Annotated in this window: 12 protein-coding genes and 2 pseudogenes; 3 read left to right on the top strand and 11 right to left on the bottom strand. The window is 33.8% G+C overall.

What is annotated here, in order from left to right; genetic code table 11:
* Positions 1-14: 14 nt before the first annotated feature.
* Positions 15-1859 (top strand): AAA family ATPase, encoded by a 1845-nt coding sequence (locus tag J3U66_RS07925; protein ID WP_267344740.1) that lies wholly within the window; start codon positions 15-17, stop codon positions 1857-1859.
* Positions 1860-2522, top strand: coding sequence for a hypothetical protein (locus J3U66_RS07920; protein ID WP_267344741.1), 663 nt, complete (start codon positions 1860-1862; stop codon positions 2520-2522). It abuts the gene before it with no gap.
* 368 nt (positions 2523-2890) lie between these two features.
* On the opposite strand, the pseudogene J3U66_RS07915 reads toward J3U66_RS07920, so the two are convergent.
* The 3 genes and pseudogenes from J3U66_RS07915 to J3U66_RS07905 form a co-directional block, all read right to left on the bottom strand.
* Positions 2891-3164, bottom strand: a pseudogene (locus tag J3U66_RS07915) (RtcB family protein); the annotation flags it as partial.
* A 113-nt stretch (positions 3165-3277) separates the two neighbouring features.
* Positions 3278-4099 carry a hypothetical protein gene (locus J3U66_RS07910; RefSeq protein WP_267344743.1) on the bottom strand — a complete coding sequence of 274 codons (822 nt, stop codon included), beginning with the start codon at positions 4097-4099 and terminating at the stop codon, positions 3278-3280.
* Between the two features lie 69 nt (positions 4100-4168).
* A complete protein-coding gene (locus J3U66_RS07905) occupies positions 4169-4321 on the bottom strand; it encodes a hypothetical protein (protein ID WP_267344744.1) in 153 nt (50 codons plus the stop codon).
* A gap of 335 nt (positions 4322-4656) precedes the next feature.
* On the opposite strand from J3U66_RS07905, the gene J3U66_RS07900 reads away from it, so the two are divergent.
* Complete coding sequence (locus J3U66_RS07900; RefSeq protein ID WP_267348657.1) at positions 4657-6054, top strand: RtcB family protein; 1398 nt, start codon at positions 4657-4659, stop codon at positions 6052-6054.
* A gap of 50 nt (positions 6055-6104) precedes the next feature.
* On the opposite strand, the pseudogene J3U66_RS12925 reads toward J3U66_RS07900, so the two are convergent.
* The 8 genes and pseudogenes from J3U66_RS12925 to J3U66_RS07860 all read right to left on the bottom strand — a co-directional run.
* A pseudogene (locus tag J3U66_RS12925) lies at positions 6105-6398 on the bottom strand (gamma-glutamyltransferase); the annotation flags it as partial.
* A 355-nt stretch (positions 6399-6753) separates the two neighbouring features.
* Entirely contained in the window at positions 6754-7548 is a 795-nt protein-coding gene (locus J3U66_RS07890) for a DUF6882 domain-containing protein (protein WP_267348653.1), read from the bottom strand.
* A 329-nt stretch (positions 7549-7877) separates the two neighbouring features.
* A complete protein-coding gene (pdxY, locus tag J3U66_RS07885; RefSeq protein WP_267348651.1) occupies positions 7878-8744 on the bottom strand; it encodes a pyridoxal kinase PdxY in 867 nt (288 codons plus the stop codon).
* Between the two features lie 12 nt (positions 8745-8756).
* Complete coding sequence (locus tag J3U66_RS07880; RefSeq protein ID WP_267348649.1) at positions 8757-10034, bottom strand: MFS transporter; 1278 nt, start codon at positions 10032-10034, stop codon at positions 8757-8759.
* Positions 10035-10330: 296 nt separating this feature from the next.
* Positions 10331-11032: a hypothetical protein gene (locus J3U66_RS07875; RefSeq protein ID WP_267348647.1), complete on the bottom strand. Its 702-nt coding sequence runs from the start codon at positions 11030-11032 to the stop codon at positions 10331-10333.
* Positions 11033-11101: 69 nt separating this feature from the next.
* Complete coding sequence (locus J3U66_RS07870) at positions 11102-11527, bottom strand: (deoxy)nucleoside triphosphate pyrophosphohydrolase (RefSeq protein WP_267348645.1); 426 nt, start codon at positions 11525-11527, stop codon at positions 11102-11104.
* Positions 11520-12374 carry an HNH endonuclease gene (locus J3U66_RS07865; RefSeq protein WP_267348643.1) on the bottom strand — a complete coding sequence of 285 codons (855 nt, stop codon included), beginning with the start codon at positions 12372-12374 and terminating at the stop codon, positions 11520-11522. The genes J3U66_RS07870 and J3U66_RS07865 overlap by 8 nt, the downstream gene beginning before the upstream one ends.
* A 17-nt stretch (positions 12375-12391) precedes the next feature.
* Entirely contained in the window at positions 12392-12625 is a 234-nt protein-coding gene (locus J3U66_RS07860) for a hypothetical protein (protein ID WP_267348641.1), read from the bottom strand.
* Positions 12626-12769: the final 144 nt, after the last annotated feature.

Below are 12769 nucleotides of genomic sequence, written 5' to 3'. Positions count from 1 at the left end.
ACAGGATAAGCGAGATGATTGATTTAAAAGCAGAATTACCTAAATTAAATAATTTAGCCAAGCGCCATAAAAATAATTCATTACTGTTTAATTTTTTCTTTAATGAACTCAAAATTAAATGTATCTTTTTTTCACAACCACAAACGTTAATGATTGGAGTTACAGATAAAAATGTAGCGTGGCAAAGTGAAATATCAAATGGAATGTTAAGTGAAAAAATTCCCAATGAAGCCTATCAAGTAATTCGTGACTTTTTAAAATTTGATGATCAATATTCAAATAGGGCTTTTTTTGAAAAATTAAAACAGCAACTCAATCTTCTCAATGAAAATACAAATTCCCCAAAAAGTGATGAGATAAACCAATTAATAAGGCAGTGTATAACAGCCGACAAAAAATATGATTCAGAAGGTGATCGCCCGTTTTTTGACCACTGGAGACGCTCAAGACCAAGTCCCGATTCATTAAATAAAATTCAACGTTATTTTGGTAAAGAGATCAAAGACTATTGCAGTGAACAAAGCATTACCGCTGTTTGGTCAGAGACACCGAAAAGAGATAGTTTAACCTTTGCTGATCCTAAAGATAAAATCATTCAGTCAATGCCAACAAATATTAATAAAAAAGGTTATATACAAAGGATTCAAACGGTAATCCCAAATTCAAAAAAAGAAGTCGACATTAATTTAGAGGGCAAAAATTTAATTCTAACTGGTAAAAATGGTTGCGGAAAAACTCAGCTCATCAATCTACTCCATGAGTATCTTGTAAAACGGATTGTTGAAAAGAATAATCCAGATATAGAAACGTTAATCAAAACTCAAGAGAATCTTAAAGATTGGTTTTCGAAAACTAAAAAATCAGACTCAATGTATGATATTCGTCTTGGTCAAATCAAATTAAATGACATGCAAATTAAAGAAGCATTGAATCAGATCATAAACCCAACAGAACTTGAGCAATTAACCGCTAATTATACCGATGGCAAAGTGGTGTGTTTAAAATTTGAGGCAACTCGCCAAGCTAAAATAGCAAAAACAGAATCCGTTGTAAGTGTTGAAAGCTTAAAACATAAAGAAATTAAAAATAATAGGGGATCAGCTGCTGATTACTTTGAACAATATTTAGTAAGTTATAAAACTCAACAAGCTTTTGCTGATTCAAAAAATATTGGTAATAATCCGCAAGAAGCCCAAAATATTCAACATTGGTTTAACAAACTGGAAGATGATTTTAGAGAGTTATTTGAAGATAATCAGCTATCAATAAATTTTGATCACCAAAATCACCGATTTTTGATTCAACAAGTAGATAAAGAACCTTATGGTTTTCAGCAATTATCTTCAGGATTTTCATCTATTTTAGCGGTTTATGCTGACTTGTTAATGAAAGTGAGATTAAGAGATCTTACACCCGATGAGCTAGAAGGAATTGTTTTAATCGATGAAATTGATGCACATTTACATGTATCCTTACAACGAAAAATCTTTTCGTTTTTAACCAATGCTTTCCCTAATATTCAATTTATTATCACGACTCATTCACCCTTTGTTGTCTCTTCGGTAAACGATGCAGTCATTTATGATTTATCGGCTCTTCAAGCTGTTAATGAAAATTTAGCTATGTACTCCTATGAAGCGATCCTTGAAGGCTTATTTGGCGTGTTGCCTATTTCAGATATGTTAAGCGACAAGATTGAGCAATTAGGAAAGTATATCAGTAATAATAATTGCGAAATTAATGAACTAAAAAACTTAGTCAACGAAATTGAACCGCATCAAGCAAAGCTAGATCCTGAATCTCTTTCCTTTCTAAAAAGAGCGCAGTTATTGATTAACAAATGTAGTAGGAATAGCTAAATGTTTAATGTTGATAGAACAAAAGTTGATGTGCCAGTTTCTTTGCAGAATGGAAAAAAATACGATGAAGAAGATGTGTATGAAGCATTAAAAACGATTTTTTTCGAAAAATGTTACTTGTGCGAGACTAAAAAACCGCTATCAATAAATATTGAGCATTTGGATGCTCATCAAGGAGATCAAGATAAAAAATTTGATTGGAATAATCTTTATTATGTTTGCGGACGGTGTAATAACGTTAAACTTGCAAAGTATAATGATATTTTAGATTGTTGTGACGAAAAAACAGATGTATTTAGAGCTATTAAACTGAGTGTTCCTACGTCACCAAAAGCCAAAAGAGTTGATATCCAAGCGATGAATGCTGATCCGAAAACAATTAAGACAGTAGAGCTATTAAAAGAAATATTTAACAATAATAATACCATCAATAAACACATAACAGCTGCCTATCTACGAGAATTAGTTTTTAAACGGTACAATGATTTATTAACCCAACTAAATAGATATTACGATCAAGATTCCAATGAAGAAGAAAGACAAGACTCATTAGAAAAAATGAAAGAGATAATCAAACGCAATAAACCTTATTCTGCATTTGTTAGATGGTGCATTTTAGAGGATGAGGAATTAGCACCACTGCTTGAACCATTGATGGATTGATTCATACTTTTTTAAGATATCTCACAAAAATTTATCTTACTTGAGCTTTATGTATAGCGATATCATTAATTAGCTTATAAAACAACTAATCGCCCATTAATTTTTCAAATATCCGCCATTACACCCCACGCTAGTGGAACGGGGAGCCGGAGGGTTTCGTTGGAAACCTTCGTTCGCCTGAACACCTGAACTTCAATATTGCACGGCGGCTTTCAAGGCGAACCCCATTGCAATAACCTAAAGGGAGGATCTGTAAGAATCTTATTGAAGAGAAAACTAATGCAATTACGACGCTTAGTAAGTTTGGCAATTTAATGTTGATAGTAGTAAAGATTAAATAAATATTGAGGATCGCGCCTCGATAATTTTTACCTCTTCACACACACCAGTACCTTAATTGATTGCACTATCTCAACTAATTCATTTTGTGCGGTCATCACTGCATCAATATCTTTGTTTGCCATTGGGATTTCATTAATCACATTAGCATCTTTTCGACATTCAACATGTGCCGTTGCTTTGATTTGATATTTAATGGTAAATCTGTTTCTCGTCGCTGTTGGTCTTATCACTCACTACACAATGTGAACAGGAGCAGAAACAATCTGCTTTGACCAGCCCTTGTAAAATAGAGCTTTTTGCGATTTCGAGAACCAAAAAACAGAAGAGTAATGATGCCGACAGGCTAAAAAAATATTTGGTGGGCTGAGTTGGGATGAGATTAACAGCCCCTAGAGCAAATTAGAGATCATGCATTAAAGACCAAATAATTGCTTCACCATTTGTTGATTGTATTTATCCTGACCACGCCAATAAGTGGCATATACCCAATCGTGTTTTCCCCTTGTTGGGCGCTCATAAGAAGCGGGTTGTAAAATCCCCACACAAGCCAAAATCTCAATAATGGTGTTACGTTCATCCTGATTGGATTTAAAGTTAGGTACATCCGTCAGTTTATCACTCAGTGAACCCGGGTAATCATCTTGCTGACAGGATGCAATAATGGCTAATATCCCTTTTAAAATAGCTATATCATCTTTGGTCGGTTCAGAGATTGCCTGTTTAGTGAATTGCATGAGATCAAAGTAGGTATAAAGTAAATCACCATGACGCACTCCTCCCCACTTTATTCGTTCAAAGTTTAAGATATTTAAATCTGCTTTGACGTAGTTTTCATTACCAATCATGCCATATTTGAGATCACGGCAGATTTGACACGTATAGGATGAATGACTCATTTGGCCATCTTGATAAGATTGACCAGACACGACTGGCGTATATTGATGCGCTGTCATTAATTTGGCGATAAAGTATGACGCAATACCTGAGCGCCAATCAAGTCGCCGCGTTGATAAGCTGCTCAAAAATGCTTTGGCAACGTGTTCAAGTGTGATTGTGGAGACGATGTTTATGATTTTATTGACACAATCATCGTGTGATATGGTAATGGGATCAAACATTAATCCTTTTTCTTTCGCATACGCGAAGTCGTTCGGCTCTGTTTTTATCTCTTTTCTGTCCTTCCAGCCATTTTTCCAATAGGTTTGAAACAGAATCTTTTTTGCTTTTTTGTCCATTTAATCACCGTATATTATCTATTTTATATTGAATTAGCACGAGTAAGCCCTCTAGCCATTGAGTTTAACTCATTGCGATAAATGATCAGATTCAGCAGTGATGTGATGTTTTTCTTTTACTGCAATTAGCTTCGATCCGTCATTCAAAGTCACGTGATAATCTTTAGCAAGCAAATAGTGTGTTAACACTTGCCTAAGCCCAAAACAAAGTTTCGGAAGCATAGGAAAACCTTCCCAATATTTGGATTGAAAAATACAAATCATCACCCAAAATGATCGGCTGTTTTTGCATATCAATCTGCCAAGGTTGACCATCAATAACACCTTTTAAGATTTAAATAAACTTCATCAATTTATCGGTGAGTTTGCTATTTTAAAGCAAATGAGCAAGTCATAAAAATAAATTTATCAGACTTACTATATCAATTTTATCCTTTACAAATAAATAATCAGCGTATAAAATTCACCCGCTTTCCTGAATAGTGCTGCTGCAGGAAAACAGTAATTATCTTCTCAATTTGAGGAGACGCTTTTTTATTGTTTTCTAGGTGGCTATTATGTCTACATTTTCCCGTTTACAAAAACGTTTGTCCCGTCTTGGGATTGAAAGTCATTTTAATAATGATATTTATACTTTAAATAAAGAAAATACTTCTGCTCAGATTTTGTTACCGAGTCCATTGCCATTAGAGCAAAAAGCGGTAGAACAGCTACTGAACTTTGCATCTGTGAGCGTTCCTAATAGTGTAGGGAAAGTTTGCATGGCTCGTGCTACACCTGATTTTCATCCGGGTGCGGTTGCGCCTGTTGGTAGTATTGTTGCAACTACACAGGATTTAGTTATTCCGGCAGCAATTGGTACCGATATTAATTGCGGTATGCGGCTTTTTACCACCGGTTTAAGCTTTAATCAGGTGTGTGAACAAAAATCGACAATTATTGCACAATTAAAACGTGTGTTATTGCAAGATGAGCGTGATGTACCTGTTACGCCGCAATCTTTTGAAGCATTATTCGATCAAGGTCTTTCAGCATGGTTATCGGCGTTACCGCAGCAAGGTTTGTGGAATTCAGTTAATTATGAACGGTTACACGCAGAGCTTAATAAAATATCGGGTAATCACTTAATTAAGGCAGATAGTCAGTATGCGCCTGAAGCCTTTTTTGAAAAGCGCGATATTATTCGCCCAGCGAGTTTAGGTACAGTCGGATCTGGCAACCATTTTGTCGAGTTACAAATTGTTGATGATATTATCGATCGGCATTTAGCTTATCAATTAGGTCTTGAAAAAAATAGTATCGTCGTCATGATTCACACCGGATCGCGTGATGTTGGTTTTTACATTGGTCAGCGTTGGCAAGATAGAGCAAAAGCTTTATGGCCGACTAATGAAAAACAACCAAAATCAGGATTGTTTGGTTTAACAGATAGTCATGCACAAGCCTATTTACACGCTATGGGCGTTGCCGCGCGTTATGCTTGGATTAATCGAATTGTGATTACCGAATTGATACGTAAATCACTTGCAACTATTTTTCATCAAGATGATAGTCAACTTGTGGTCGATATTTCGCACAATATCATTTTGCCTGAACAAGAGATGAATATTCATCGTAAAGGGGCAACGCCGGCTTATGCTGGTCAGATAGCTTTAATCCCAGGTTCGATGGGTGATCACTCTTATGTGGCAGTAGGTAAAGGTAATGCAGATTGGTTATGGTCTTGTTCACACGGTGCAGGTCGAGCAGAAAGACGACAAGCTATGCGTAGCAAAAAAGTTGAATATGATAAGGTTAATTTGCCATGGCAATGTATTACCTTAAAAGAAGAACGCCTACGTGAAGAGGCTCCTACAGCCTACAAACCGATCACACCGGTGATTGACGCACAACAAAACGCCGGTTTGATTCAAACAGTGGTTAAACTTAAGCCGTGGATTACGTTTAAGGTGTAATTTTTATACAACAACCGCATTGACTTGGCTTGATGCGGTTTTAAAAAATATAATCCTTTTAGTTCTTTGGTTTTAGCGTTGTAGATTAACCAAAAGTTATCGCCACCAATGGTATTCATTTGAGGATAAACAACAGCAAGCGTTGAGGCTACGGCAATCGCTGCATCAACCGCATTGCCTCCTTTACGTAATACATCAATTCCAGCTTGAGTCGCTAAATAATTGGGGGACGTTACCATGACATTGGTCGTTATCGGGTTAAGACAACGCGAAGGGGTATCACAGTACTTTCCTGTCTCTAATAGCGGTATATCAACAGCGCCAGATAAATGACTAATAAGCAATAAACTTAATAGTATTTGCCGTAGTGTTTGTTTTCCATTTTATATGCTCCTCATTTATTGATAGTAATTATTTGAAGAATGCATTTTTTTTGCCAATATACTGGTGTTTATCTTTTACAAAATAAGCTAGCTATAGCGATAATTAAATATAAAAATTGAATCATATAATTACATTGAACAAACATCTTTATAGAAAACAGCGAGTAACGTCAAATTGATATATGAAAACCATGAAACAATAATACTTATCGTAAAAATACTTAGTTAAACTTAGATTCAAGAATAATACTTTGTGGAAAAGAAATGTATCAGTAAAATCGATGTGATAAATACAAAGATTTTACTGATAAGTATTTTATCCATTTAAACTGGTTATACGTGAATGTTCATCAAATTCAGCAACAATTTTTTGTTCGCCTTTTGAGGCTGTAAGTTGAGAATGAGTGTTTAAATCATCTGTGTCTATTCGGTAATCTTTAGCAATAAGATAGTATTTAAGCGCCCTATAATGGTTAACATCAAAGTTTGAAATAAATTCAGAGAAATTTGCAAAAATATCAGTTTGATTCTGTTTTTGCTGATCACCGTAACTAATATCATTACCTTGAGATGAAGAAGAATTAAACAATCCTCCTATAAATTTTGGTAAGATTTTAAACAATCCACTTTGAGTATTATTTTTTACATCAATGAGAGCTTTTTTAACTGTCACTAATACTATTCCTTCTCCAAAGTCAGCAAGATAATATCCATCAGTGTTAAGCATTCCTGCTGCAATTACGCCTATTTTATATAAATCTTCTTGCGTAGCAGCAAATTGACCAACAGTGAATAAATCAATACCATTTTGTTCACCATACTGTTTTAAACTTAAGGCTTGCTCAATAACGGATGAAGGTAACTGTGATGTATCATTATTCCAAGACCAAAGCCAAGTTTCGGAAGATAACGAAAAACTACCTAATAGTTGAATTGAAAAGGTTATATTATTACCAAAATGAATAACACCTTGATTGATGTCAATTTGCCAATCATTATCACCGATTGTCTGATAAAAATCAGATTGTTTTTCAAAACCATAACAGCCAAAATGTTCTAATAACTCTTGTTCAGACTTGCAGGGTGTTAGCATAACTTGTTCAAGCGCCATAACCATTCCTTATATTTGGAGTATTAATTTTTATGTTTTTTACTATAACATTAATATAAAAAATAGGATATTAACTGTTTTAATTATCAGATATTAATGAATATAAATTCTATACGCCAATATTATTCATATCGAACAGCTAATTCGCCTTCAAACTAGCTGTTATGTCCATTAATAGTGATGATTTGAAGAAAAACTTTAAATACTCATGATACAGTGCGTTACCTTGCACTAAAGTAATGAATCAATGCCTACTAGTTAGCTCTTACAAACTATCTATTATTAACTAAAATCCTGCTATACCGATAATGAGTACGGGCAATACAGTTTTATAGCGCCAATGATGTTGCTCGATACTTCAAATCCGGCTGTTTAATCCAGTGCTGAGCATCGATAATCGCCAGCTCTTGGACATTTTTTTGTTTGGTGATGTCGAGAACGTGATTGGCGGCATTGGCAGCGAGTTCAAAGGCGGTTAATTGGGATTGTCCATTGACTAAATGGGCAGTAAACAGACTACAAATTAAATCGCCCACTCCTAATGGACGGTGTGGAAAATCATATAATGGTCGAGCCAGATGATAGCTTTGCGATGGTGTGGCTAAAATCATTTCAAATAATTCCGTCGTTTTACCGGCATGTAGCAGATTTTTAACCAATATGGCTTGAATCGGCTTATTTTGCAGTGTTTTTATGGCGTTAAGCACATCGTTAAAGGTTTTAATTTCCAGATTCGATAATATCTGTAATTCCAATAAATTTGGTGTGATATAGTCAGCGTATTTGATTGCTTGCTTAGTGAAGAAATCAATAATATTTTGTGGCAGAGAACTGCCTTTATTGATGTCGCCCCCCATAACCGGATCGCAAACATAAATCGCATTAGGATTATAAAATTTTATCTTTTTTACGGCTTCAAGGATCTCTTCACCTTGTTCGGCAAGCCCAATATAGCCCGAAATAATGGCGTCAATGGATGACAATACGCCAATTTTTTCTAAACTATTGACGATTCGAGTGATTTGCTGAGCGCCCAGCACAATGCCGTCATAATGTGGATAAACCGTATTACTGGATAACTGAACGGTGTGTATTGGCATCACTTCGACACCTTGTAATTGCATCGCTAGCGTCGCCACTTTATTACCGGCATAACCATAAACAACATTGGACTGAATTGATAAAACGGTTTTCATATATTGACCTTATTATTCATCATAATAACGATATTTGCTTAACAAGTAGATGCAGATAATGGATATCAGTGCTAAACCGCAATAAAACAAGGCTAAGGGTAACCAAAAACTTTTGAAGGTATAAATAACATAACCACCTATCATCGGAATTAAGCTACCAAAAATAGCCGCACACCCTTGATAACTCATTGATAACCCAGTATAGCGCATTCTGGCAGGGAAAATACGACTTAAATACCCAGCTATTACACCATAAAAGCCGCTGTAACAAATCACATTTAGCGAAATCCCAATAATAAAACTGGTTTTTGTACCTGAATTTATAATCGGGAATAACAAGAATACCGATGCCATTGCCAACATTGCTGTACAAATCAAAAAGCGTGTTGCCGAGAATTTTTCTGACCAATAAGAGATAAACGGTTGAGCAACAAAATGGACAATAGCGATCCAAAACAGTGCATCAACTATCACTGATTTTTCGACACCAAGTACCAAAGTAGTATAACCAATCATTAAGGTATTGGAAAAGATGCCACTAAATGACAGCACATTAGCACCAATCGCTAATAGTAATAATGGCAATGCTTTTTTAAATACTTCAATAATCGGTGCTGACTCTTGCTTTAAGTCTGCTTGTTTTTTAGATGCTTCAACAAAAACTGGCGATTCGGTTAACGTCACTCTGGCAATAATGCCAATAATTAACAAAATAGCACTGGCTAAAAAAGGAATACGCCAATAACCACTATCAATCAGTTCATTAACAGGTAAACGAATAATATAAGAAAAAACCAGTAATGCTAAAATATTGCCTGCTGGGCTTCCCCACTGAGCAAAGGATGAAAAGAAGTTTTTCAACCCTTTCGGCGCATGTTCATTCGTCATCAATACGGCACCACCCCACTCACCACCAACAGCAACACCTTGTAAAATTCGCAACGCAACCAATAACGTTGGTGCCAAAATACCTGCTTGTTGATAAGACGGTAATAACCCAACAAAAGTGGTCGCCGTCCCCATTAAAAGCAAAGTGATAATAAGTGATTTTTTACGCCCTAAACGGTCACCAATATGCCCAAATAACATCGCACCTAAAGGACGGGATAAAAAACCTACTGCAAAGGTAGCAAATGCCCCTAAAATTTGTACAAACTCGTTATCAGACGGAAAAAATAGCTGACCAAAAATCAATACCGATGCTAACGCATAGATATAAAAATCATACCATTCAATAGTAGTACCAATAAAAGCAGCAAAAGCCACTTTTTTTGCAGAAGAATTTGACATAAGTAAACCTTGGATAAACCAATATTTTATGTAAGTGATGAGTATGAAACTAACACAAAACCATAAATATCACAATTTGTTATCTAAGGATAGGGAAATTATTTAAAAAATTTAAACTTATAGTTTACGTTCTGAGCGGATAAAGAAGTTATTAATATATAATCTAGAAAATAGATTTAATTATTATCTTTAATTCTGTAAATATGATTAATGATAAATATGAGTTGTTACAACTTAACTATTTACAGTGCCATTAACTTTTCAAATTAATGACATCATAAGAGCTACTTTTGCTATTACCTATTTCTTTCTTTGCGCTTTATTGCCATATTAATCAAATCAATATATTGAGAAAGTCGTCTATTTTCTAATAAAAGACTATATCCCCCTAAATAAATCCCTAGTACAAGAGAAAATAAGATCAATGTTAATAAATTCCCAAAATGATAATTGTAACTAAATATTTGCGAAAAAATAGTTATAAGATCTAATTTATTAATTTCAGATGAATAAATTAATCCTAACAAAAATATAATAGTAACATTCTTACCAATGAAAAGATTATTTTTTAATGTATTGCTATTTATTTTTATTTGAAAATGTTCTTTTCCATCTAATAAAGTATCTTTATCATATTTACTTAATACCTTAACTGCCTCTTCATTATGTTCAACATATTTTAAAAAAAGTTTTTGTGATTCATTTCTAAAATTTTTAATGAAAATTAGTGCTGGAATTAATTGAATTAATAAGGATAAAATAAAACAAATCTCTGCTACTATAATTATCAATTTTGCACACGTTTTCAATATTTCAGGAGAATAGATAAATTTATAAATAAATCCCATAATAAATGTTAGAAAAAATAATCCTAAACCAATCTTTATTAAAATATCTGAATACTTTTCTAAATGGCTTTTTACAGTTTTTCTGTTTTTTAATTTTCTTTGTGAATTACTTTTTTCCAAATAGTTAAACAGTTGAATAATATTTTGCATTTTATTTTCTCATAGTAATAAACATCAATTAGGTTCTAAGAATTACTTAAAATAAAAGTAATAAATAATTTAATTTTGAAAAACTATAGGAGTTCCATTTGCGTTTATCTTAAATCCAACGCAAGTAACAATAGGCAAATCCGCCTCAGCCCAATCAAGATTTACCATCTCATCATTTTTTAACCAACGTATTTCATTATGTTCTAAACATAGTGGCTGTTCATCTATGAGTTCACACACAAAAGCATCAATTTTTACTGTGCCAAAATCATAGTTATGTGAAATGGTTAATAAATGACTTTTAATTGATATTCTACAATCAAGCTCTTCTTTAATTTCACGCATTAGAGCTGCTTCTAATTGCTCACCTGATTCAACTTTACCACCTGGGAATTCCCATTTATAAGCTTGATATTTCGTATTACCTCGTTGTGCACAAAGAAATCTTCCATCCTTGATAATTACAGCCGCAACAACATGAACGAATTTATTCATCTTTTTGAGAAACCTCTTTAGCTCTTAAATTTGCAATTGCCTTCAATTTATTTATGTCTTTCTCATCTTTAACAAAATGCATTTTACGATGACAATTTGGACATAATGCAACCGTATTTTCTATAGAATCCTCTCCGCCCTCAGACAACCAAATAATATGATGACATTCTAAATAAGGAATATTTCCTATGGTGAAAAAAGGAGCGGGATTTTTACATAGATCGCATTTCCCCTCAGCTAGGCGTTTTATAAACTCAGCTAACTCAGCACTTCTTATATATTGAGGCGTAGCAATGTCTCGTTTACCTGGTTTTTTATTTTGCTTTATTATTTTATTGAGTAATTTATCTACTTTGTACTTATGGACTTGTTCTTCTTGCGCTTTTTTATAATCAATAAAAACACTATTGGGTAACTTATTATCAATAAGTTTTAATGGAAAAACCCAAACTTTACGTAATAATTGATTAGCATCGTATTGCTGTGTTTGATAGGGAGAAGCTGCTTTAATTAAACGCCCTGAATATGTATATTCTTTGTCCTTAAACACTTCAAAGTAATGTACACTAATACCATTAAACTCAATCTCATTAAGTGTTTTATTTTGCATAAATTCCAAACTTTGATCACCTCTTTGCCCCATTCCAGTATAATGTAGTACATCATCATCCCAAACATCAGAATAAACTGACTCTACATGATTTGTTATTAGAACTAGAGTATGAGTGGTATTAGATTTTCGCATTCCACCTTGTGGACTACACTTAAAAATATCACATAATTGTTGATTATTTAAAACTGCACCAGGTATTAATTGTTTAATTTTATTGTCAACTGGAGTCGTCATATGCATTTCCTAAACGCTTATCCCAATCGCCCCAAAAGCATATTAGAATTGTGATATTTACACTGGGGGGTTAAACGTTTTAATAAATTAAGCAATGATTGCTCAACCGCAGTCTTATAATTAAATAAACGCGTATGATCATGTTTATATTTTGATAATACATACAAAAAAGACTCATGTTGTACTGGTTGTTCACCTTTTTTCCAAATGATGATATCGATGATTTTATGTTGTAATTGTTTGATAGCCATTATTTTCATTAACCTAATGTAAAAATCGGGACATTATTACAAATATAGGAATATTTTTGTGATCTAGCTCACAAAAATTTGAAGCATACTGCAAAAAATAATTTTATTATAGAAAAAATGAGAGTATTTACTTCCAAATTGCAT

Origin of the sequence: Gilliamella sp. B2969, assembly GCF_026536195.1 — a bacterium.
Classification (GTDB): Bacteria; Pseudomonadota; Gammaproteobacteria; order Enterobacterales; family Orbaceae; genus Gilliamella.
This window is presented reverse-complemented; position numbering and strand designations above follow the sequence as displayed.

Bases quoted from the DNA above. Each gene is read 5' to 3' on its own strand.
- J3U66_RS07925 (WP_267344740.1), top strand. From the start codon at position 15: ATGATTGATTTAAAAGCAGAATTACCTAAATTAAATAATTTAGCCAAG.
- J3U66_RS07920 (WP_267344741.1), top strand. From the start codon at position 1,860: ATGTTTAATGTTGATAGAACAAAAGTTGATGTGCCAGTTTCTTTGCAG.
- J3U66_RS07910 (WP_267344743.1), bottom strand. From the start codon at position 4,099: ATGGACAAAAAAGCAAAAAAGATTCTGTTTCAAACCTATTGGAAAAAT.
- J3U66_RS07905 (WP_267344744.1), bottom strand. From the start codon at position 4,321: ATGCTTCCGAAACTTTGTTTTGGGCTTAGGCAAGTGTTAACACACTAT.
- J3U66_RS07900 (WP_267348657.1), top strand. From the start codon at position 4,657: ATGTCTACATTTTCCCGTTTACAAAAACGTTTGTCCCGTCTTGGGATT.
- J3U66_RS07890 (WP_267348653.1), bottom strand. From the start codon at position 7,548: ATGGCGCTTGAACAAGTTATGCTAACACCCTGCAAGTCTGAACAAGAG.
- pdxY (WP_267348651.1), bottom strand. From the start codon at position 8,744: ATGAAAACCGTTTTATCAATTCAGTCCAATGTTGTTTATGGTTATGCC.
- J3U66_RS07880 (WP_267348649.1), bottom strand. From the start codon at position 10,034: ATGTCAAATTCTTCTGCAAAAAAAGTGGCTTTTGCTGCTTTTATTGGT.
- J3U66_RS07875 (WP_267348647.1), bottom strand. From the start codon at position 11,032: ATGCAAAATATTATTCAACTGTTTAACTATTTGGAAAAAAGTAATTCA.
- J3U66_RS07870 (WP_267348645.1), bottom strand. From the start codon at position 11,527: ATGAATAAATTCGTTCATGTTGTTGCGGCTGTAATTATCAAGGATGGA.
- J3U66_RS07865 (WP_267348643.1), bottom strand. From the start codon at position 12,374: ATGACGACTCCAGTTGACAATAAAATTAAACAATTAATACCTGGTGCA.
- J3U66_RS07860 (WP_267348641.1), bottom strand. From the start codon at position 12,625: ATGGCTATCAAACAATTACAACATAAAATCATCGATATCATCATTTGG.